The following is a 21,219-nucleotide window of genomic DNA, read 5'->3' on the forward strand; positions in this document are numbered from 1 at the left end:
GACAACCGGAAATGCCGCAGTTCAAGCAGTTCCCCTTGCCCGACACGGCAGAGGGGCTGACCGAGGCCGACATCCTCACCTGGCACGTGAAGCCGGGTGACACCGTCACGGTCAACCAGATCATCGTCGAGATCGAGACGGCCAAGGCCGCCGTCGAGCTGCCCTGCCCGTGGGCGGGCGTCGTGACCGAGCTCCTCGCGGAGCCCGGTCAGACCGTCGAGGTCGGCGTCCCGATCATCACGATCGACACCGACCCCGGTGGCGCGGCCGCTCCCGCTCCTGTTGTGGCGGAAGCGAACGGCACCTCGTCCGGCAAGATCGGCGAGGAGATGCCGGGCGGGCGCATCGCGACGCTCGTCGGCTACGGCCCGAAGTCCGGTACCGCGAAGCGCCGGGCCCGCAAGGACGCGCCCGCCGCTGCTCCGGCCGCGGCAGTCGTGGCTCCGCCCGCTCCCGCTCCTGCTCCTGTTGTGGCGCCCCCGGCTCCGGTCGTGGTCGCCGCTCCCGTGCAGGCGCCGGGTGGGTACGTGCCGCTGGCCAAGCCGCCGGTGCGCAAGCTGGCCAAGGACCTCGGCGTCGACCTGCACGCGCTCACGGGCTCCGGCCCGAACGGCGTGATCACGCGGGAGGACGTCGAGACCGCGGTGGCAGCCCCGGTCGCCGCCGCCGCTCCGGCAGCGTCCTATGTGGACAACGGCTCGCGCGAACGCCGGGTGCCGATCAAGGGCGTCCGCAAGGCGACCGCGCAGGCGATGGTGGACAGCGCGTTCACCGCGCCGCACGTCACCGAGTTCCTGACGGTCGACGTGACGCCGATGATGGAACTGCGCGCGCGCCTGAAGAACGCGCCGGAGTTCCGCGGCGTGAAGCTGACGCCGCTGGCGTTCTGCGCCAAGGCGATCATCCTCGCGGCCCGTCGCACGCCGGACGTCAACGCGACGTGGGACGCGGCGGCGAACGAGATCGTCTACAAGGACTACGTCCACCTGGGCATCGCGGCCGCAACGCCGCGCGGCCTGGTGGTGCCGAAGGTCCGCGACGCCGACCGCATGTCGTTGAAGGAACTCGCGGTGGCGCTCGACGAGCTCGCCACGGTCGCCCGTGACGGCAAGACGTCGCCGGCCGACATGATGAACGGCACCATCACGATCACCAACGTCGGCGTCTTCGGCGTCGACACCGGCACGCCGATCCTCAACCCCGGAGAGTCCGCGATCCTCGCCCTCGGCGCGATCCGCGACATGCCGTGGGTGGTCGACGGCGAGATCAAGATCCGCAAGATCTGCCAGCTCGCGCTGTCGTTCGACCACCGCGTGGTCGACGGTCAGCAGGGTTCGCAGTTCCTGGCCGACGTCGGCGCTCTGCTGGCCGAGCCGGGCATCGCGATGACCTACTGAGGTCCGTTCGACGTGGTGGGGAGCCCTGCCGGCTCCCCACCCACGACGGTGTTGCGGCTGAACCGCAGGGCCTTGAAGCTGGGCTCGAACGACTGCACGTCGATGGTGCTGTCCGCGAGTGTGCAGAGTTCGACCCGGATCAGGCGAACTGTCGTGTCCCGTCCGGTGATGCTGCTGCTGATGAAGTCGCTGCGGTAGAAGTCGATCGCGCGGCGTGATGCCTCCATGCCCCGCATGTTGAAGGTCGCGCGGTCGAACGTGCAGCCGACGAACTCCATTGCGGTGTAACGGAAGTACGCGTCCTGGAAGTTCACCTCGGTGTTCGTGAACGTCGTGCCGTGACAGCTCAGCGTCGTGCGGTGGAACGCGGTCCGCTCGAACGAGGTGTGATCACCGGTGAACTCGGCGCCATCGAAGATCACCGCACCCGCGAAGGTGCGCTCGCTGAAGTCGGCGTCGACGAACCGGACGCCGGTGAAGTCGAAGTTCAACGCTGACCACGGACCCGCCTCGCGCGGCGTGCCGAGTCGTTCCCGCAGCGCACGGAAGATCTTGTTCGCCACCTCGGCGCCCTGATCACCCTCTTGCAGCCTCAGTTGGTCGATCAACGCGTCGACGCACATCTGCCGCTGGGCATCCCAGTCGTCGGCGAGACCGGCCATGGCGGAGACACCCGCGATCCGCAGACCGGCCTGCTCACCGCTGAGCAGTTCCGCGGCGACCTTGAAACGTTCGTTCGTGACGCGTTGCTTGCGGTAGTTCACCGCGAGCGCGACCACGCCGCCGAACCCCGCGACCACCGCGAGCCCGATCTTCAACAGGTCGAGCATCTCGGTCGTGCTGAACGCCGCCTGCTTCGGCATCGTCGGCCAGCCCAGCAGCCACAGCAGTCCGCCGCCCGCCGTCGCCGCCACGAGCACGGCGATCAGCAGCCAGCCGACGATCGACAACCAGACGGGTGACTGGGCGTCGCGCCTGGTCCGCTGTCGGCGAGAGGGCAGGCCCAGGCGCCGGACCAGCAACAACAGCCACACCACGGCCAGCGCCCCCGCCGCCGCGTACTGCCAGATGATCGCCCCCACGCAGGTGATCGTGCCTCATGGGCGGCTCGGTATGTGGAAGGTCCACGGATGTCGATCGGCGGACCCTTCGATCGACGCAGGTGTGTCAAAGCTTCTTCTGAGGGGGCACACGAAAAATGCGCAAGCGACTGTCTTTGCTGATCAGCGCGGGTCTGCTGCTGGGCCTGACCGGGGTGGCGCAGGCCGGTGAGAGTGGCCTGGTGCGGACCGACTCCGGACCGGTGCGTGGCACCGTTCTCGCTGATCACCAGCAGTACCAGGGAATTCCCTACGCGGCACCGCCCGTCGGTGAGCTGCGATGGCGTTCACCGCAGCCGGTGACGCCGTGGACGACTCCGCGCGACGCCGGTCAACCCGGCCCTGCCTGTGCCCAGTCGGCCGGTGCCGGTTCGCCGAGCACCGACGAGGACTGCCTCTACCTCAACGTCACCACGCCTTCGCGGCACGGGCGCAAGCCGGTCATGGTGTGGATCCACGGCGGCGGCAACAGCTACCTGTCCGGCGCGGGGTTCGGCACGAGCAGGCTGGCCGTGCAGGGCGACGTGGTGGTCGTGACCATCAACTACCGCCTGGGTTTCTTCGGTTTCTTCGGGCACCCGAGCCTGCCCGACTCGGGCGCGTACGGCATCGAGGACCAGCAGGCCGCGCTGAAGTGGGTGCAGCGCAACGCCGCCGCGTTCGGCGGGGATCCGCGCAACGTCACGGTTTTCGGTGAGTCGGGCGGCGCGTTCGACGTGTGCGCGCACGTCACGTCACCGCTGTCGCGCGGCCTGTTCCAGAAGGCCATCGCGCAGAGCGGCGGCTGCTCCACGACGTGGGGTGCCAACGGCGTGATCCACGGCAAGCCGGCCAGTGCTCCCTGGATCTCGAAGTCCGCGGCGCAGACCGACGCGGTGGCGTTGTCCGCGCAGCTCGGTTGCTCGGACGTCGCGTGCCTGCGTGCGTTGCCCGCCAGTGCTTTCACCGCCATCGACCGCGGCGCGACCCCTGTTGTGACCGGCAACCGGGTGCTGCCGGTGAACCCCGTTGACGCGCTGCGGTCCGGCCGGTTCAACCGCGTCCCGTTGATCTGGGGCAACACCAGGGACGAGGGCAGGCTGACGTCCGCGACCGTGCCGGAACCGTTCGACTACAACGGTTTGCTTCAGCAGGCGTACGGCGCGGAGAAGGCCGCCAAGATCGCCGCCGAGTACCCGGTCGGCGAGTCCGCGCGTCTTGCGTACGGCACCGTTCTCACCGACGGCGTGTGGGCCTGCAACCAGCTCGCCGACGACCGGCTGCTCTCCCGCTACACGCCGACGTACGGCTACGAGTTCGCCGACCGCACCGCGCCGCTCGGCTACTTCAAGGACCTCTTCTCGGAGACCTTCCCTGGCGGAGCCCTGCACTCCGCCGAGCTCGCCTACCTGTTCGACATCCCGATGTTCGACCTCGACCCCGCCCAGCAGCGGCTCGCCTCGACGCTGATCCGCGACTGGACGACGTTCGCCCGCACCGGCAACCCGGGCTGGGCGACCTACCGTTCCGGCAACGTCCAGGAGTACTCGCTCGGCCACATCGGTCAGGTCAACGGCCTGACCAGGCACAACTGCTCGTTCTGGAACTCGATCGGTTGATCCGTTTGACTCTCCAGTCACTGGAGACTGCACAGTTGTCCCCGTGACGCGCTACCAGATCGGCGAGCTGGCCAGGATGACCGGCCTCACCGTCAGGACGATCCGGTTCTACTCCGACCAGGGCCTCATCCCGCCCACCTCCAGAACGGTCGGCGGCTACCGGACGTACGACGGTGAGGCGGTCGCCAAGCTCAAGCTCGTCCGCACCCTTCGCGACCTGGGTGTGGATCTGCCGACCGTCGGGCGGATTCTCGCCCGCGAGGTCTCGATGACCGACGTGGCGCGCACCCATGCGGATGCGATCGACGCGCAAATGAGGACTTTGCGGCTACGCCGTGCCGTCCTGCGCGCCGTCGCCAAGGGAGGGGAGATGGAACTGATGAACGAGTTGGCACGCATGTCGGACGAGGAGCGCCAGCGGATCCTCGACGACTTCTTCGAGGAGGTGTTCGGGCCCTACGAGCTGGACCCGCAGTTCGAGCAGCACATGCGTTCCGTGCGGGTCGAACTGCCGGACGACCCGTCGACCGAGCAGTTGGAAGCGTGGGTCGAGCTCGCGAAGCTCGTGCAGGACCCGGACTTCCGCGCGTCGGTCAAGCGGATGTCCCAGCAGCACGAGGAACAGCGCAGGGCGGGTGCGGACATGGGTCCGCCGGCCGAGGGGCAGATGGAGGCGTTCAACTTCGCGATCGCCCAGGCGCGCGAGGCCATCGACGCCGGTATCGCGCCGGAGTCCGCTGAAGCGCGCACGGTCGTGGACCGCGTGAACTCCAACTGGGCGGAAGCGCTGAACCTGCCGAACGACGAACGCCTCGTCGAGCGGCTGCGCGAACTCTCCGACTTCGCGGACCCGCGTGCCGAGCGGTACTGGGTCCTGATCGCGAGGATCAACGGCTGGCCCGCCATGCCGGACCACTCGCGTGAGCGCGCCTGGCTGCGCGAGGCCGGCCAGCCGTTCGGCTAGACCTCCGAGACAGCGCGGGAACCAGCTGGGCGCCCAGCTCGTTCCCGTAGCAACGAAGGGGGTTCGTTCATGTCTGTGCTTTTCGAGATTCTCGGGGGAGTCTTCGCGGAGACCTTCGGGCCCAGCGGAGAAGACAACTCACGCGGCGACGGCGACGTCTTCCTGGACGGCGAGTGGCACGAAGGCGAGCTGTTCTTCGGCCCCACCAAGCTGATCTGGGCCGAGCGGATCGTCTTCAGCGACGACGAGGGCCGCGTCGAGCAGATCGCCGACCAGGACCCACCGCACCCGAACTTCGTCGTGCTGCACTTCCGCCGCCCGTCCGACGTGGTGCTGCTGGCAGTGCACCGCCGCGAACTCAAGCGCGTGGGCGCGATCCTGACGCTGCCCCTTTAACGCGAGTCCGCAGAACGCGATCGTCGCCGCCACGATCAACCACACCGGCGGCAACAACCTCATGCCTCAGAACACCAGGACCACCAGCCTTTTTACCGAGCCATAACCGCGAACCCCGATGCTTGCGCGAGTGGCCCGCCGGCTCAGGGGAACGGCGGGCCATCACTTCAACCCCTTGACGACGTTCCGCAGCTCGGCTTCCTTGCGGTACAACGTCGGCACCACCTTGGTGACCTTCGCCAGCAACACCGTCTGGTCCACCGGCGCCACCGCGTCCCACGTCAGCCCGCCAGGCTTGGCCAGCTGATCCACCAGCCCGATGGCGGTCTTCGCCGTGTCCGCGGCCACCGTCAACTCGGCCCTGCTGCCCTTGAGCGGCTGCGCCTCGACCACGGCCGCGGCCTCGGTGATCGCCCTGACCTGCCCGGGCAACGTGCACGGCACGTCCGGCGAATGCAGCCCTTTCCGCTTCTCCACGGCCGAGTTGTTCGCTTCCTTGGCCTGGCCGAGAAACCGGATGCCGTTGACGGTAGGCACCGCGAGCCCCTCGCCGATCAACGCCGCGTTGACCAGCTTCCCGTCCTGTGTGGACAGAGCAGCGAACGGCCCTTCCCGCGTCACGGTCACCTGTGTGCCCTCGGGCAGCAGCTGGGTGAGCAAATTCCGCGCCTCCGCGTGCAGACACTCGTCCGCAGCGGGCGCGGCAACGTTCACGAGCTTCACGGCCGTCGTGCGATCGCCTTCGCGCACCTCGACCGTCTCCGCGTCGACGACACGCACCACATGGCTGACGACGACCGGTTGCGGACGGTCCACGACCGTCACGACGTAGGCACTGCTCGCGGCCCCGGCCAGGACCGCGGCGGCCATCAGGAACACATTCGGGAGCACCACGATCCCCCTAACGCCGACCTACTGGGCTGATCGGCGCAGTGGGACGTGGTGTTACTCCTCAATCACTCTCAGCGAGTCGAGATCTGCACCGCGTTCGCCGGGAACATGAGCGTCCTGCGCTCCGCTGGGAAGTACAGGACTACCTGTTGCGCGTTCTGCCCGATCAGGAACAGGTCCTTCCCCACGTAAGGGCTGAAGGTGGGCGGTGCCTCCTTGGAGGCGATGTCGATCCGCACCGGCTGCGCGCTGTACGCGAACAGGCCGAATTTGCTGCCGAGGTCCTGTCTGGCCTGCATGACTTCCCTCGCCTGGGCGAATGCGAACAGCGGAAGGCCGGCGAAGATGGCGAAAAACGCGACGATGATGGCCGTTCTCTTGCCGTTGAGGACAAGCCACTCGGTGCTGAGGTGTCCGGGCGCTTCCATGGCATCCCGAAGGGAGAAGAGTGTCGTCCAGCGTGCGCGGCGTTCATCCAGTTCCTGCTGCTGGCTGTGGGTTCGTACGCCCAGGCGGCCGAGTTCGAAACGCCTGGTCAAGTCTTGTTTGAGAAAGTCGAGTGTGGCCCCGGACCGCTGCTCGATGTAGCTGCCGTAGGTACTCCACAGGCTCTCTATGGCCGCTACGACCCTCTCGAGATACTCGTCGTGCAGCCTGTTCGAAGCCACACGCCTCATCGCAACGATGTGTCCGACCAAGACGACTGCCTTGACGGCGGTCGCCACGTACACCGCGGCTGCCGCCAAGAGCAGAACCATGAGTCCGGACACCGCGATCGTCAGACCGGCGCCGAGCGTCGATCCGGTCAGCAGCGTCAAGTAGGTGATTCCGGCTGCCTCGGGGGTTGTGCCCAGCCGCGCGTAGAAGATCGCCGACGGCAGTCGTAACGCCACGTAAAGAGCGATGCCGGCCAACGTTACCGCGACCGCTCCGCCGTCCCGCATCCACTCGGCGATCCGCCCGTTCATCCACCACCGCTTCCGTCGTGCCGTCGGAAGCAAAGATCGAGTGATGTAGGCGGGGTGTTACCGGGATGGCGGGCAACTCGGAAGCCGCCCGCCATCTGCTACTTGATCTGCATGCCCGAGATCATGCGGGACACCACAAGTCGCTGGATCTCGCTCGTACCTTCGAAGATGGTGAAGATCTTGGCGTCGCGATGCATCCGCTCCACCGGGTGCTCCCGCGTGTACCCGGCCCCGCCGAGGATGTGGATCGCCCGCTCGGTCGCCCACACCGACACCTCGGACGCCTTGAGCTTCGACATCGATCCCTCGCCGGCGGTGAAAGGCACGTTGTTGCGCCCCATCCACGCCGCCCGCCACACCAGCAGTCGTGACGCGTCGATCTCCATTCGCATGTTCGCGAGGTCGAACGCGATCGACTGGTTCTCGATGATCTTGCGCCCGAACGCCTCGCGGTCCTTCGCGTAGTCCAGCGAGTACTCGTAGGCGGCACGTGCGACACCGACCGCCATCGCGCCCACGGTCGGACGCGTTGTCTCGAACGTGGCCATCGCCGCCTGGCCGCCTGACTTCAGGCCTTCGCGGGCACGGGCGAGCCGCGCCTCCAGTCGTTCCCTGCCGCCCAGGACGCAGCGGCCTGGAACGCGCACGTCGTCGAGGAACACGTCGGCCGTGTGCGAGGCGCGCATGCCGTGCTTCTTGATCTTGCCGGGGGACGACAGGCCGGGTGTGCCGGGCGGGATGATGAAACCGGCCTGGCCACGAGAACCCAGCGCGGGATCGATGACGGCGGTGACCACGTGCACGTTCGCGATGCCGCCGTTGGTGGCCCATGCCTTCTGGCCGTTGAGCACCCACTCGTCGGTGGCCTCGTCGTAACGCGCGCGGGTCCGGTAGCCGGCGACGTCGGAGCCCGCCTGGGGTTCGGAGGCGCAGAAGGCGGCCAGCTTCGGGTCCGACTCGTCGCCGAAGCACTCCGGCACCCACTCGGCCAGCTGCTCGGGCTCACCGCCCGCGAAGATGCCCGCCACGGCGAGGCCGGTGCCCATCAGGGCCAGGGCGATGCCGGCGTCGCCCCAGAAGAGTTCCTCGGTCGCGATCGGCAGCGACAGGCCGATCGGGTCGGCGAACCAGGTCGCGAGGGACTCGAAGCCGTAGAGGCCGATCTTCGCCGCCTCCTGGATCACCGGCCACGGTGTCTCCTCGCGCTCGTCCCACTCGGAGGCCGCCGGCCTGATCACGTCGCGAGCGAAGCCGTGCACCCAGTCGCGCAGGTCCGTCTGGTCTTCGTTCAGCTCGAGCGAGAAGCCACCCACAGAAAGTCTCCTAAGCCTTCGGGATGTTGAACAGGCTCATGAACCCGGCCGCGAACCCCAGGTCGCCCTTGACCTTCAGCTTGCCCGTCATGAAGAGCACTGGCGCGGACGCGTTGCCGGTCGCCAGCTTCAGGAAGTCGGCGGGCGTCAGCGTCACGATGGCACGGGCCTCGCGCGTCACGCCCTTGTTGATGGTGCATTCCGCGTTCTCGATGATGGCCTCGTAGACGTCTTCCAGCACGTGGAAGTGCACGACGGCCTTGGTCGCGCCTGCCCGGTCCGCGCGGAAGTGGACCTCCATGCGGCGGAACACCTCGTCCAGCACGCGCACGCGCAGGGCGGGATCCGCGACGACGGCCTCGATCTGGTCCTTCGAGGCGCGCGAGATGATGCGGGCGAAGTTGGACGGGTCCATCTTCGACAGGTCGAGGTCGGCGCCGCCGTCGGCGAGCGCGCCCAGGGCGTTCAGCAGTGCGGCGAAGTCGTCCTTGCCGAGCTTCTTCGGGTCGATGCCACGGGCGATGACGTCGATGTTCACATCGGCCAGCGCCGGGTCGTCCGGCGTGATCTGCTGCAACGTGCTGATCAGCTCGGCCGGGCTGAGCTTCGCGATCGCCTCGGTGGTGAGGTCGAGCGTCATGGACACACCTCCTGGTACCTACTCGCGAGTAAGACTACTCACCAGTAGATAGAGCGGCAACCCGATCGGATAATCTTGCCGCTCCGAACCGAGGGGTAATGATGCGCACAGAAGGTCGAGCCAAGCGCTTGCCACGCGCCGTGCGTGAGCGGCAGATCATGGATGCCGCCGTCGACGTGTTCTCACGACTCGGCTTCCACTCGGCGTCGATGGACGAGATCTCCGAGGTCGCGGGCATCTCCAAGCCGATGCTCTACGCCTACCTCGGCTCGAAGGAGGAGCTGTTCGCGACCTGCATCCGGCGCGAGGCCACCCGCATGATGGAGGCCATCGCGACGGGCGTCGAGCCCGACCAGGAACCCGACGTGCAGTTGTGGAGCGGCCTGCGGGCGTTCTTCGGGTTCGTCGGCGAGAACCGGGCGAGCTGGCAGGTGCTGCACCGGCAGGCGTCCACCCAGGGCGGTCCGTTCGCGATCGAGCTCACGGACATGCGCGGCCGCGCGGTCTCACTGGTCGCGGCACTGCTCACCCAGTCCACGAAGGCACCGGCGACCAAGCTGGAGGCCGAGTCGCTGGCCGCCGCGCTGGTCGGGGCCGGCGAGTCGCTCGCGGACTGGTGGCTCGACCACCCGGAGGAACCCGCCGGCGTCGTCGCGGCCCGCCTCATGAACCTCGTCTGGATGGGCTTCGGCGACCTCGTCGACGGCAACGTCTGGCATCCACCGTCACGCCGCTGAACCGACCAGGTGGGGCCCCTTGCCCCACACGGCGAACTCCCAGCCGTTCGCGCCCTCGGCCGCCGAGAACTCGACACGACCGGGGATGAGCAGCGGCTTCTTGAACCGGACGTCCACCGTCACGGCCTCGGGAAGCCGCCCCTCCAGCGCGGCCAGGCACCGCGCCTTCGTCCACATCCCGTGCGCGATGGCCCGCTTGAAGCCGAACAGCCTGGCGCTCAACGGATGCAGGTGGATCGGGTTGCGGTCGCCGGACGCCGCGCCGTAACGCCGCCCGATGTCCGCGGGCACCCGCCACACCGCCGACCCGGCCGGACGCTGCAGCTCCTCGCTCTGTCCCGACGAGCCGCCGGTGCGCCGCAGGTAGGTCGAAACCCCTTCCCAGACACCGGAAACCGACGTCACCACGTCGACCTGGGTGCCCTGCGGGTGCGGCCGCAGATCGCGCGCGGACACCGTGATCTCCAGCGGTTCGCACAGCTTCAGCGGACGCGACTGCGTGATCCGGTTCGCGATGTGCACGAGGCCGGGCAACGGGAACGGGAACCCGGAGCCTGACATCAGCTTCATCTGCGACGGAAAGCCCAGCACGTGCGGGTACGTCAGCGGCAACGCGTCACGCAACCCGAACCCGCACACCGCGTTGTACGCCGCCAGATGCTTCAGCGACACGTCCAAAGAAGCTGAAACCGGTTCCGCGGCAAGGGTTTCCCCGCGCCGGAACGACGTCAGAGCGGCACGCAGCAACATCAGGCCCCCAGCAGCATCTGACCGCACACCCGCACGACGTTCCCGTTCACGCCACCGGAACCCGGCGACGCGAACCACGCCACGGTCTCCGCGACGTCCGCCGGCAACCCGCCCTGCGACAGGCTGTTCATCCGCCGCCCGACCTCGCGCGTCGCGAACGGCACCGCCGCGGTCATCTTCGTCTCGATGAAACCGGGCGCCACCGCGTTGATCGTGGCCCCGCGAGCGGCCAGCACGGGTGCGAGCGTCTGGACCATCCCGATCACACCGGCCTTCGACGTGGCGTAGTTGGTCTGGCCGACGTTGCCCGCGATGCCGGCGATCGACGACACCCCGACGATCCGCCCGCCGTCGCGCAGCACGTCGCCGTCCAGCAGCGCCTCGTTGATCCGTTCCTGGCAGGCGAGGTTGACCTCCAGCACCGAGTCCCACAGCGAGGAGTCCATGCGCGCCAACGTCTTGTCGCGGGTGATGCCCGCGTTGTGCACGACGACGTCGACGCCGCCGTGCCGTTCCAGCAGGTACGAGGTCAGCCGCGCGGGATCGCCGGTGATGTCGAGCTGCAACGCCGACCCGCCGACGGCGTTCGCGACCTTCGACAGCTCGTCGCCGGCCGCAGGCACGTCGAGGCAGACCACGTGCGCGCCATCGCGTCCCAGAGCCGTGGCGATCGCCTCGCCGATGCCCCGGGAGGCACCCGTGACCAGCGCGACCTTGCCGTCCAGCGTGCCTGCCGGCGAGTTCCCGGACACGTGGACGACCTGCCCGGACACGTACGCGGACCGCCCGGACAGCAGGAACCGCAGCGTCGACTCGACCCCGTCCTCGGCGCCGTCCGCCACGTGGACCAGGTTGGCCGTGCCGCCGCGGCGCAGCTCCTTGCCGACCGACCGCACGAACCCTTCGAGCGCGCGTTGCGCCACGGAGTCCGGCGACCGCCCGATCACGATCACCCGCCCGCACGGCCCGAGCTGCGTGATCGCCGAGTGGAAGAAGTCGTGCAACTGCCGCAGGTCCGCGACGGCCGAGATCTCGGATGCGTCGAACACCAGCGCGCCGTAGGGAGCCGCCCCTGTTTCCAGCTGCTTCAGAAAAGACAGCCGGGAAGCGCCACCCACCAGAACGGGTGTCGCCAGAGCGGCGTCACGGCGGAGCGGATACGGGTTCGGCAGGCCGAGCCTGCGCACGAGCTGGCGACCCAGCCCCGACGTCGCGAACTTCTGGTACCTGTCCACGTCACACAACCTACTCGCTAGTAAGTCTACCCGCTAGTAGGTAGTATGGCGGCATGCGAGTAGCGATCATCGGCGGCAACCGCATCCCGTTCGCCCGCTCGAACGGCCCGTACGCCACCGCGTCGAACCAGGACATGTTCACGACGGTGCTGGACGGCCTGGTGAGCCGCTTCGGCCTGCAGGGCGTACGCCTCGGTGAGGTGGTCGCGGGCGCCGTGCTGAAGCACTCGCGCGACTTCAACCTCGTCCGCGAGTCGGTCCTCGGCAGCAAACTCAGTCCCGAGACCCCCGCCTACGACCTCCAGCAGGCGTGCGGCACCGGTCTGCAGGCGATCATCGCGGTCGCGAACAAGATCGCGCTCGGCCAGATCGAGGCGGGCATCGCGGGCGGCGTCGACACCACCAGCGACGCGCCGATCGGCGTGAACGAGAACTTCCGCAAGCTCCTGCTGGAGTTCAACCGCACCCGCAAGGTCAGCCTGCTGACGAAGCTGCGCCCCGGCCACGTCGTCCCGCACCTGCCCCGCAACGGCGAACCGCGCACCGGCATGTCCATGGGCGAGCACGCGGCCATCACCGCCGCCGAGTACGGCATCACGCGCGAGGACCAGGACGAACTCACCGCACGCAGCCACCAGAACCTCGCCCGCGCCTACGACGAGGGCTTCTTCGACGACCTCGTCACCCCGTACCTGGGCCTGACCCGCGACCAGAACCTCCGCCCGGACAGCAGCGCCGAGAAGCTCGCCAAGCTCAAGCCGGTCTTCGGCGACACGATGACCGCCGGCAACTCGACCCCGCTCTCCGACGGTGCCTCCGCGGTCCTGCTCGCCACCGAGGAGTGGGCCGCTGAACGCAAGCTTCCGGTCCTCGCCTACCTGACGTTCGCCGAGACCGCCGCCGTCGACTACGTGCACGGCGACGAGGGCCTGCTCATGGCACCCGTGCACGCCGCACCGCGCATGCTCGACAAGGCGGGCCTCACGCTGCAGGACTTCGACTTCTACGAGGTGCACGAGGCGTTCGCGTCGCAGGTGCTCGCCACGCTGAAGGCCTGGGAGAAGGAACTCGGCGAGATCGACAGGTCCAAACTGAACGTCAACGGCTCGTCGCTCGCGGCAGGCCACCCGTTCGCCGCCACCGGTGGCCGAATTGTCGCGACCTTGGCGAAGTTGTTGCACCAGAGGGGAAGCGGTCGCGGGTTCGTGTCCATTTGCGCCGCCGGCGGCCAGGGCATCACGGCTATCTTGGAACGGTGACGCTGCAGACGCTGCTCGAGTCCCACCGCGACACCGTTCCGGTCTCGGTCGCCGTCATCGCCCGAGGCGGCAGCGTCGAGTTCGCTGCGGTCGGCGAGTCCCGCGAGGCGGTCTTCCCGATCGCCTCGATCAGCAAGCCGATCGTCGCCACGGCGGCGGCGCTCCTGGTGCGGGACGGCAGGATCGGGCTCGACGACCCGATCGCGAACTGGCTGCCGGAACTGGCGAACCCGCTGGTCGTCCGCACGCCGGCCAGCGAGATCGCCGACGTCGTCCCGGCGACGGGGCCGATCACCGTCCGGCACCTGCTGACGTCCCGCTCCGGCTGGGGCTTCACGGCGGACTTCTCGTTGCCCGCCACCGCCAAACTCTTCGAAGAGGCACACCTGCACGGCGTCGCGGACCTGCCGGCCCCGGACGAGTGGCTGAAGCGTCTCGCCCAGGTCCCGTTGCTGCACCAGCCCGGCGAAGGGTGGCTCTACAACACCGGATACGACGTGCTCGGCGTGCTGGCCGACCGCGTCACGGGTTCACTCCCGGGCTACCTGGCCGACCGTTTCTACGAGCCGCTCGGCATGACGAACACCGGCTTCGTCAGCGACGTCTTCCCGTCCGGCGGCGGCGGCCTCAAGTCCACTGTGGACGACCTGCTGGCCTTCAACCGCTTCCTGCTCACCAGCGACCTGCTGCCGCAACTGGCGACCGACACGACGTCCGAGCAGGAACGCGAGGCCGCGCGCATCTTCCTGGAGGGCCAGGGCTGGGGCATCGGCGGCAGCGTCGACATCGCCGAGATCGACCCGTGGAACTCGCCAGGCCGCTACGGCTGGGTCGGCGGTTCCGGCACGGCCGCGCACGTCGTCCCTGCCCAGGACGCGGTCACGATCCTGCTCACCCGCACGGCCATGACGAGTCCCACCCCGACCGCGATCATGCGCGACTTCTGGCGGTACGCGGCCGAGTAAGGCTTGCCGAACCGGACGGTCCTTCATGCACACTCACAGTGTCGCGTCGCAGCGACACTGGGGGTGGGGGAATGCCGGACCTGCAGGTCGATCCCGAGAAAGATCCGGTGCTGGCGCGCGCACTCGTCGGCACCCTTCGCGACGAGTGGAGGCCGGCCGCCGACGCGATGCGATCGGCGCGCGAGTGGGAGCGCCGCGCCTACATCACGTTGACGCTGGCAGCGGCCGCCAAACGCCGCGTCGAGTGGCTCAAGAACTGGCTCAAGGCCCGTCCGGGCGACCGCGACGCCGTTGCGGTGCACAACACGATGGAATCACTCAACGGGCACTAGTGATCGTGCTGTCGATCCACGCCTGATGCGGCGCTACGGCGGTGTAGACGGTCCAGCCTTCGCCGCCGCACGGCCCGATAGGACCACGGCTCGTCACTGCGACGACCTTGCCGTCGACGACCGCGGGCGTTCCCGAGTCACCGTGGCACGCGGCGGCGTCGCCGGACTGCTTCACGCAGATCTCGTCGTCCCCGCCGCACTGGCCGAGCACCTCGGTGTCGAGCTGCTTCAGCTCACGCGGCGACGTCGGCGACGACTGCGCGTCCATGCCCCAGCCCAGCAGCCGGATCGGCCCGGACACCGGCATCGGTCCGACGGTCAGCGGTGCCTCTGCCACCGGGTTCTTCAGTTTGACCAGGCCGATGTCGCCGTAGTCGCCCTTGTGCACGCTCTCGACGGCGACGACGGTGCCGCCCTCCAGTCGGTCGTGGGAACCGATCCGGATCGGCGTGCCGACCGCGACCGTGCCCAGACAGTGTTCGGCCGTCACGACCCACTGCGAGGCGATCAGGCCGCCACCGCAGCCGTGCCCGTTGTCGTCGTGCCCCAGATCGGCGATCCACGTGTGCTTCCCGGTCGCCGTCTCCCCGCCGATGATCGCGTGCGCCGGCGCGATGGAAGCCATGGCGGCCGCCCCGACGACCATGCCGATCAACAAGTTCCGCATGGAGCAGAACGCTATGGACTGACGTCGTCAGCGCGGATCACGCCGCAGCACGATCCGCGCGTCAGACCTCAGGACGATGCCCAGAAGCAGCCCTGTCGGCTTGTCAGTCGAGCAACGACCAGGCGGCGGTGCACGAAGCCGAGACGGTGATCTGCTGTGCCTTCAGGTTCAGCTGGTCGACCATCCCGGCGGGCCCCGCCATCTCGAACGACGCGGCGCCGCTCATCATCCGCGGCTGGTAGTGCGCGCCGCCCTCCGTGTCACCGATGCGCAGCAACGGCCCGAGCCGCCGCCCCAGCGCCGACGCGTAGCCCTCGGCACGACGCAGTGCGTCCGCCACGGCTTCTCGTTGCGCCTCGCGGATGGCCTCGGTGTCGTCGACGAGCGTCCACGACGGGCCGTTGATCCAGGACGGCTCCGCCTGCACGAGTTCGGCCAGCAGCCCGTCGAGGCGGTCCAGGTCCTTCACCCAGATCACGTACTGCTGCGACGCGCGGCTGCCGACGCGCTGGTTGTTGTCCCAGTTGTCGTGCGCGGACAGCTGCCGCGACCGCACCTCGAACTCCGTGAGCAGCGGCTCGATACCGGAAATGCGCTGGTTGAGCGTGCTCACCGCCTCGGAGCGTTCGGCGCCGAGAGCCTCGAACGTCACGTCCACCTGGGCGCGGTCGGCGGTCCGCTCGACCTCGCCGGTCCCCTTTGTCACGACTTCAGCCACGTCACGCAGCCAACCGGCACCGGGGTTCATCCGCAACTATTGAGCTCTATTGCTCTATCACTAGATAAACGTATACAGCGGCATCCGGCCCCACTTCGAGGTTCGTCTGCGCGTCTCTAGAGCCGTCGCTAGAAACGCGGATACGGTGCGAGCCATGGACCCGGTGCGCAATCCGTTCGCCCCCGGTGCAGGCCAGCGGCCTCCTGAGCTCGCCGGCCGGGACAAAGAGGTCGGCGCGTTCGAGGTGGTGCTCGAACGAGTGGCCCGCGGTCGTCCCGAACGCAGTCTCGTGCTGACCGGTCTGCGGGGCGTCGGCAAGACCGTGCTGCTCGGCGAGCTGCGGTCGATGGCCGTCAAACGCGGCTGGGGTGCGGGCAAGGTCGAGGCCAGGCCCGACGCGGACCTCCGCAGGCCGTTGTCGGCCGCGCTGCACCGGGCGATCCGCGATCTCGCCGTCCGGCACCGCGCGCCGGACCGGGTCGAGGCGATCCTCGGGATTCTCAAGGCGTTCGCGCTGAGGGCGGCGCCGGACGGCGCCAAGCTGCGCGACCGATGGCAGCCCGGCATCGACGTCCCGGCGGCGTCCGGCCGGGCTGACTCCGGTGACATCGAGATCGACCTGGTCGAGCTGTTCACCGACGTCGCCGAGCTCGCGCAGGACGTCGGCACGGGCGTCGCGCTGCTCATCGACGAGATGCAGGACCTCAAGCCGGACGACATCAGCGCGTTGTGCGCGGCGTGTCACGAGCTTTCGCAGATCGGCGCGCCGCTGGTGGTCGTGGGCGCGGGCCTGCCGCACCTGCCGGCGGTGCTGTCCGCGAGCAAGTCGTACTCGGAACGCCTCTTCCGCTACGTCCGCATCGACCGGCTCAGTCGCGAGGACGCCGACCGCGCCGTGCTGGCCCCGGTCGAACGGGAGGACGCGGGCATCACGGACGAGGCGCTCGACGCGTTGTTCGACGCGTCCGGCGGCTACCCGTACTTCATCCAGGCCTACGGCAAGGCCGCCTGGGACGCCGCCCCGGCCGATCCGATCACCGCGATGGACGTCTCCGTGGCTGCTCCGGAGGCTGACGCGGAGCTGGCCGTGGGCTTCTTCGGCTCCCGATACGAGCGTGCGACGCCCGCTGAACGCGAGTATCTCCGGTCGATGGCCGAGTTGACCGACGGAAAGGATGCGGGCGTCAACACCGCCCAGGTGGCCGACCACCTGAAGCGCAAGCCCTCGTCGCTCTCGCCCGCGCGGGACTCGCTCATCAAGAAAGGCCTGGTCTACAGCGCGGAACGGGGTCAGATCGCCTTCACCGTGCCGCACTTCGGCAGGTTCCTGCTCGGTCGCGAGGAGTGACTCGGAGCACCCCGGCGTTGTCCGGCTGTTCACGTTGTAAGCCGATGATTCATCGGCATGTGCCCCAACTCACCGGACAATCGCGTGCTTTCATGCGCGCGTAGGTGCATACTTGGGTTACCAGCCAAACAGACCTCACAGAGGGAAGTGCAGACCGAGATGAACTTCGCAGCGAAGCTCCGCGCCCGCCGTGCCGAGGCGCGCAACCGGAAGGCCGTGGCTCGCGCGATCGACATGGCGACCACCCCGTCCATGCGTCACGAGCTGATGGCCATCGCCCAGGCTCAGGTCACCACCCTCCGCTGACCAAGACCCGGCACTCGCACGGCGCCCCGTCGCGAGTGCCTCCCCAACGGGAACCCCTGGAGCACCTCCCGCGCTCCAGGGGTTTCATTCTGTTAAACGTGATCCACGCCACAGTATGATGGCGTTGTAACAGCGCACGTCGGTCCGCCGATGTCACTGTTGACCCCGCGGTGCTGTCGGACCCCCGACCTGGCAGCACCGCGGGGTTTCTTGTTTGCTGGGGGACATGAAGATCGCCGTGCTCGGCACCGGCCTCATGGGTGCCCCCATCGCAGCCAACCTCGCCGCGGCCGGACATGAGGTCCGGGTCTGGAACCGCACGCGAGCCAAGGCCGAACCGCTCGCCGCGCAGGGCGCCACCGTCGCCGACACCCCCGCAGCCGCCGTCGAGGGCGCGGAGATCGTGCTGACGATGCTCAACGACGGCCCCGCGGTCACCGCGGCCATCCAGGCCGCTGCCGAGTCCCTGCCGCACGACGCCGTGTGGATCCAGGCGTCCACGGTCGGCATTGCCTCCACCGAGGACCACATCGCACTCGCTCGTTCGCTGGGGCTGGAGTTCGTGGACGCGCCCGTGCTCGGCAGCACGAAGCCCGCCGCCGAAGGCAAGCTCGTCGTGCTCGCGTCCGGTGCCGAGGAACTGCGTGAGCGCGTGCAGCCGGTGTTCGACGTGATCGGCGCCCGCACGATGTGGGTCGGCGACGCCGGTGCGTCGTCGAAGCTGAAGCTCGTCGCGAACAGCTGGGTGCTCGCGCTGACCGCGGCGGTCGGCGAGGCCGTGTCGCTGGCCGAGGCGTCCGGGCTCGACCCGAAGCTGTTCCTGGAGGCCGTGTCCGGTGGCGCGATCGACACCCCGTACCTGCAGATGAAGGGCGGCGCGATCATCGCCCGTTCCTTCGAGCCCGCGTTCACCGTGGAGAACGCGCTGAAGGACGCGCGGCTCGTCGAAGAGGCGGCGGAACGGGCGAACGTGCGCCTCGACGTCGCTCAGGCGGCCGCCGAACGGCTGAGCCGCGCCGTCGACGGCGGTCACGGTGACAAGGACATGGCCGCGTCTTATTTCGCCAGCTACGAATAAGCCCGACGATCGGCCGGTCCGGCGGGGTGTGCGGGCTCAATAGCTTGGCCTGGTGAACAGACTCGCACGCTCCCTGCTGGCGTTCGGCCTGGCATCCGCGCAGGTCGTGGCCACCGCGGCGGTCGTGTCCGCCGCCCCTGACATCAAGGACCGCATCGCCGCCATCCCCGGCGTGCGGATCATCAGCGAGGGGACGTCCGGCGCCGCGCGGACGTTCGTACTCGGCATCCAGCAGCCCGCGGACCACCGCAGGCCACGCGGCACGAGGTTCGAGCAGCGCTTCTCGTTGCTGCACAAGGCAGAGTCGAAGCCGATGGTGCTGCACACCTCCGGCTACAACCTGTCCGGCACGATCAGCCCGTCCGAGCCCGCTCGGCTCGTCGACGGCAACCAGATCAGCGTCGAGCAGCGGTTCTTCACACCCTCGCGGCCCGCGCCGGCCGACTGGGACGACCTGAACATCTGGCAGGCGGCAGGCGACCACCACCGGATCGTCGCCGCGTTCAAGAAGATCTACGGCGCTCGCTGGCTCTCCACCGGTGCCAGCAAGGGCGGCATGACGTCGATCTACCACCGCCGGTTCTTCCCGCGCGACGTCGACGCGACCATCGCGTACGTGGCGCCGAACGACGTGGTGAACGACCGTGACGTCTACGGCGAGTTCATCCGCGAGGTCGGCAACGACCCGACGTGCAACCGTCGTCTTGAGGGCGTGCAGCGGCAGGTCCTGCAGCACCGCGACGAGATCGTGTCGCGGCTGGAAGCCAAGGGCTACACGTACAAGCAGTTCGGCAGCGCGCACAAGGCGCTGGAGATCCTGGTGCTGGACACGCCGTTCACGTTCTGGCAGTACGGCACCCAGGAGCAGTGCGCGCTGGTTCCCGGCGCGGGCGCCTCGGTGGACGACCTCTGGACGTTCATCGACAAGACCGTCGGATGGGACTTCTACAACGACGCCGGCGTCGCGCCCTACACGGCGTACTACTACCAGGCGGGCACCCAGCTCGGCTGGCCGGAAGCCGACGAGTCGGCGGTGCGCGACCTGTTGCGCCACCCCGGTTCCTCGGTGCCGCGCTCGATGGTGTCGCCGGACATCCGGTTCCCGCGTTTCGACCGGTCGGCGATGCGCGACGTGGACTCGTGGGTGCGCTATCAGGGCTCGCGGCTGCTGTTCGTCAACGGCCAGAACGACCCGTGGAGCGCGGAACCGTTCCGTCTCGGGCGGGGCACGCGCGACTCGCTGTCGTTCACGGTGCCTGGTGGCAACCACGGCTCGAACATCGCCAAGCTGCCGGAGAAGGAACGCGCTGCCGCGACGGCGGCCGTGCTGCGCTGGGCCGGAGTCTCCGCCGCTCCCGTTGCGGCACTTGCCGTGGACGAGGGTCCGGACTCGCTGGACGCACTGCGGGCACGCCGGGGCTGAGGCACTCTGAGGACGTGAAGCCGTTGCTCGTGGTCGATGCAGCCAACGTCGTGGGATCGGTCCCGGACGGGTGGTGGCGCGACAGAGCGGGCGCGGCCGAACGTCTCCGCGACGCCCTGCGCGGCCGCGACGAGGAGGTCGTCCTGGTCGTGGAAGGCAAGGCGCGCAACGTTTCTTCCGTCGACGACGTCCGGGTGGTCTCCGCTCCGGGCGAGGGCGACGACACGATCGTCGAGGTCGTGCGGGACGAAGGTGCCGGACGAGTCGTGACGGTGGTGACCGCTGACCGCGCGTTGCGGCAGCGGGTGATGGCGCTGGGCGCCGGGGTGGCGGGACCCACCTCGGTGCCGCGTCGTTAGATCCGGAAGAGCTGTTCGAGGACCTGTGCGACGCCGTCCTCGGTGTTCGGCGGCGCGTGGTTGGTGCAGGCCTGCTTCACCAGCGGGTGCGCGTTGCCCATCGCGTACGCCGTGCCGGCCCAGCCCAGCACCGACAGGTCGTTGGGCATGTCGCCGAACGCGATGACCTCGTGTTTGCCGATTCCCCTTGTGTTGCACAGGGATTCGAGCGTCGCGGCCTTCGAGACGCCCGGCGGGCTGATCTCCAGCAACCCGAGCCCGCCCGAGTGCGTGACCGTGACGTGCTGCCCGACGGCCTCTCTGGCGATCTCCATCATGTGGTCGACCTCGGCGTCCGGCGCCCAGGCGAGCATCTGCACGACCTGGTGCGCCTCCTCGAAGACGTGGGCGAGCAACTCCAGTGTCCTGTGTGGATTCTTCGGTCCGAACCACTGGAAACCGGGCTCCGACAACACTTCCAGCCCGGTCTCGACCGCGATGCCGACGTTCGGGATCACCTCGGCCAATGCCTCCGACACCTTTCGCACGACGTCCAGCGGCACCGTCTGCGCGTGCGTGACCTCGCGGTTCGTCAGGTCGTAGATCATCGCGCCGTTGGAGCAGATCGCCGTGCCGGTCAGCTCCAGGTCCTGCACGAACCGAGGCGGCCGCGCCGTGACGACCACGACGTCCGCGTCGACGGCGTGGAGCGTGGCGCGGGTGCGGTCGCTCAGCACCCCGCCGGGTTGCAGCAGCGTGCCGTCGAGGTCGGTCGCGATCAACCTGATCATCGGCC

Annotated in this window: 23 protein-coding genes; 13 read left to right on the top strand and 10 right to left on the bottom strand. The window is 68.7% G+C overall.

All coding sequences use genetic code 11. The features are described from left to right. Window positions 1–11 precede the first annotated feature (11 nt). Entirely contained in the window at window positions 12–1,397 is a 1,386-nt protein-coding gene (locus OG205_RS33315) for a dihydrolipoamide acetyltransferase family protein (RefSeq protein WP_330271891.1), read from the top strand. Here the strand turns inward: OG205_RS33315 and OG205_RS33320 are convergent. Continuing rightward, on the bottom strand, window positions 1,391–2,479 hold the full coding sequence (locus tag OG205_RS33320; RefSeq protein ID WP_330271892.1) for a hypothetical protein: 1,089 nt from the start codon (window positions 2,477–2,479) through the stop codon (window positions 1,391–1,393). The genes OG205_RS33315 and OG205_RS33320 overlap by 7 nt on opposite strands. Window positions 2,480–2,595: 116 nt before the next feature. On the opposite strand from OG205_RS33320, the gene OG205_RS33325 reads away from it, so the two are divergent. The 3 genes from OG205_RS33325 (at window position 2,596) to OG205_RS33335 (ending at window position 5,455) form a co-directional block, all read left to right on the top strand. Next, window positions 2,596–4,095 (top strand): carboxylesterase/lipase family protein, encoded by a 1,500-nt coding sequence (locus tag OG205_RS33325; protein ID WP_330271893.1) that lies wholly within the window; start codon window positions 2,596–2,598, stop codon window positions 4,093–4,095. Window positions 4,096–4,138: 43 nt separating this feature from the next. Then, window positions 4,139–5,059, top strand: coding sequence for a helix-turn-helix domain-containing protein (locus OG205_RS33330; protein WP_330271894.1), 921 nt, complete (start codon window positions 4,139–4,141; stop codon window positions 5,057–5,059). A gap of 69 nt (window positions 5,060–5,128) precedes the next feature. Then, on the top strand, window positions 5,129–5,455 hold the full coding sequence (locus OG205_RS33335) for a hypothetical protein (protein ID WP_330271895.1): 327 nt from the start codon (window positions 5,129–5,131) through the stop codon (window positions 5,453–5,455). Window positions 5,456–5,617: 162 nt separating this feature from the next. Here OG205_RS33335 and OG205_RS33340 read toward each other — a convergent pair whose 3' ends face one another. From OG205_RS33340 to OG205_RS33355, 4 genes are all read right to left on the bottom strand, one after another. After that, the gene (locus tag OG205_RS33340; RefSeq protein WP_330271896.1) at window positions 5,618–6,346 is read right to left on the bottom strand and encodes a thermonuclease family protein; all 729 of its coding nucleotides are present in this window, start codon (window positions 6,344–6,346) and stop codon (window positions 5,618–5,620) included. Window positions 6,347–6,417: 71 nt separating this feature from the next. Beyond that, a complete protein-coding gene (locus tag OG205_RS33345) occupies window positions 6,418–7,314 on the bottom strand; it encodes a hypothetical protein (RefSeq protein ID WP_330271897.1) in 897 nt (298 codons plus the stop codon). Between the two features lie 98 nt (window positions 7,315–7,412). Beyond that, window positions 7,413–8,627: an acyl-CoA dehydrogenase family protein gene (locus OG205_RS33350; RefSeq protein WP_330271898.1), complete on the bottom strand. Its 1,215-nt coding sequence runs from the start codon at window positions 8,625–8,627 to the stop codon at window positions 7,413–7,415. 10 nt (window positions 8,628–8,637) lie between these two features. Beyond that, window positions 8,638–9,267: an SCP2 sterol-binding domain-containing protein gene (locus OG205_RS33355; protein WP_330271899.1), complete on the bottom strand. Its 630-nt coding sequence runs from the start codon at window positions 9,265–9,267 to the stop codon at window positions 8,638–8,640. A 98-nt stretch (window positions 9,268–9,365) separates the two neighbouring features. On the opposite strand from OG205_RS33355, the gene OG205_RS33360 reads away from it, so the two are divergent. Beyond that, window positions 9,366–10,004, top strand: a complete 639-nt coding sequence (locus tag OG205_RS33360) for a TetR/AcrR family transcriptional regulator (RefSeq protein ID WP_330271900.1) — start codon at window positions 9,366–9,368, stop codon at window positions 10,002–10,004. Here OG205_RS33360 and OG205_RS33365 read toward each other — a convergent pair. Both OG205_RS33365 and OG205_RS33370 read right to left on the bottom strand, forming a co-directional pair. Beyond that, the gene (locus OG205_RS33365; RefSeq protein ID WP_442916611.1) at window positions 9,993–10,754 is read right to left on the bottom strand and encodes a MaoC family dehydratase; all 762 of its coding nucleotides are present in this window, start codon (window positions 10,752–10,754) and stop codon (window positions 9,993–9,995) included. The two genes, OG205_RS33360 and OG205_RS33365, sit on opposite strands and share 12 nt — an antisense overlap. Then, window positions 10,754–11,989, bottom strand: a complete 1,236-nt coding sequence (locus OG205_RS33370; RefSeq protein ID WP_330271902.1) for a 3-oxoacyl-ACP reductase — start codon at window positions 11,987–11,989, stop codon at window positions 10,754–10,756. Before OG205_RS33370 ends, OG205_RS33365 begins: the two co-directional genes overlap by 1 nt. A 53-nt stretch (window positions 11,990–12,042) precedes the next feature. Here OG205_RS33370 and OG205_RS33375 point away from each other — a divergent pair, with 53 nt between their 5' ends. The 3 genes from OG205_RS33375 to OG205_RS33385 all read left to right on the top strand — a co-directional run bounded on the left by OG205_RS33375 (window position 12,043) and on the right by OG205_RS33385 (window position 14,545). Continuing rightward, window positions 12,043–13,248 carry an acetyl-CoA C-acetyltransferase gene (locus OG205_RS33375; RefSeq protein ID WP_330271903.1) on the top strand — a complete coding sequence of 402 codons (1,206 nt, stop codon included), beginning with the start codon at window positions 12,043–12,045 and terminating at the stop codon, window positions 13,246–13,248. Further along, window positions 13,245–14,213: a serine hydrolase domain-containing protein gene (locus OG205_RS33380; protein ID WP_330271904.1), complete on the top strand. Its 969-nt coding sequence runs from the start codon at window positions 13,245–13,247 to the stop codon at window positions 14,211–14,213. Before OG205_RS33375 ends, OG205_RS33380 begins: the two co-directional genes overlap by 4 nt. Window positions 14,214–14,284: 71 nt before the next feature. Then, window positions 14,285–14,545, top strand: a complete 261-nt coding sequence (locus OG205_RS33385; protein ID WP_330271905.1) for a hypothetical protein — start codon at window positions 14,285–14,287, stop codon at window positions 14,543–14,545. Here OG205_RS33385 and OG205_RS33390 read toward each other — a convergent pair. After that, window positions 14,532–15,212: a S1 family peptidase gene (locus OG205_RS33390; protein WP_330271906.1), complete on the bottom strand. Its 681-nt coding sequence runs from the start codon at window positions 15,210–15,212 to the stop codon at window positions 14,532–14,534. The genes OG205_RS33385 and OG205_RS33390 overlap by 14 nt on opposite strands. A 103-nt stretch (window positions 15,213–15,315) precedes the next feature. Beyond that, window positions 15,316–15,930: an SIMPL domain-containing protein gene (locus OG205_RS33395; protein ID WP_330271907.1), complete on the bottom strand. Its 615-nt coding sequence runs from the start codon at window positions 15,928–15,930 to the stop codon at window positions 15,316–15,318. 154 nt (window positions 15,931–16,084) lie between these two features. Between OG205_RS33395 and OG205_RS33400 the strand changes: the two genes are divergently transcribed. The 5 genes from OG205_RS33400 (at window position 16,085) to OG205_RS33420 (ending at window position 20,444) form a co-directional block, all read left to right on the top strand. Then, window positions 16,085–17,278, top strand: a complete 1,194-nt coding sequence (locus OG205_RS33400) for an ATP-binding protein (protein WP_030480083.1) — start codon at window positions 16,085–16,087, stop codon at window positions 17,276–17,278. 159 nt (window positions 17,279–17,437) lie between these two features. Further along, complete coding sequence (locus OG205_RS33405; RefSeq protein ID WP_169746017.1) at window positions 17,438–17,584, top strand: hypothetical protein; 147 nt, start codon at window positions 17,438–17,440, stop codon at window positions 17,582–17,584. Between the two features lie 226 nt (window positions 17,585–17,810). Continuing rightward, window positions 17,811–18,662, top strand: a complete 852-nt coding sequence (locus OG205_RS33410) for an NAD(P)-dependent oxidoreductase (RefSeq protein WP_330271908.1) — start codon at window positions 17,811–17,813, stop codon at window positions 18,660–18,662. 52 nt (window positions 18,663–18,714) lie between these two features. After that, window positions 18,715–20,085: a S28 family serine protease gene (locus OG205_RS33415; RefSeq protein ID WP_330271909.1), complete on the top strand. Its 1,371-nt coding sequence runs from the start codon at window positions 18,715–18,717 to the stop codon at window positions 20,083–20,085. A 14-nt stretch (window positions 20,086–20,099) separates the two neighbouring features. Beyond that, window positions 20,100–20,444 (top strand): NTP pyrophosphohydrolase, encoded by a 345-nt coding sequence (locus OG205_RS33420; RefSeq protein ID WP_330271910.1) that lies wholly within the window; start codon window positions 20,100–20,102, stop codon window positions 20,442–20,444. Here OG205_RS33420 and OG205_RS33425 read toward each other — a convergent pair. Next, on the bottom strand, window positions 20,441–21,214 hold the full coding sequence (locus tag OG205_RS33425; RefSeq protein ID WP_330271911.1) for an HAD family hydrolase: 774 nt from the start codon (window positions 21,212–21,214) through the stop codon (window positions 20,441–20,443). The genes OG205_RS33420 and OG205_RS33425 overlap by 4 nt on opposite strands. Between the last annotated feature and the right edge of the window lie 5 nt (window positions 21,215–21,219).

This window comes from Lentzea sp. NBC_00516 (assembly GCF_036346835.1).
GTDB classification, from domain to species: Bacteria; Actinomycetota; Actinomycetes; order Mycobacteriales; family Pseudonocardiaceae; genus Lentzea; species Lentzea sokolovensis.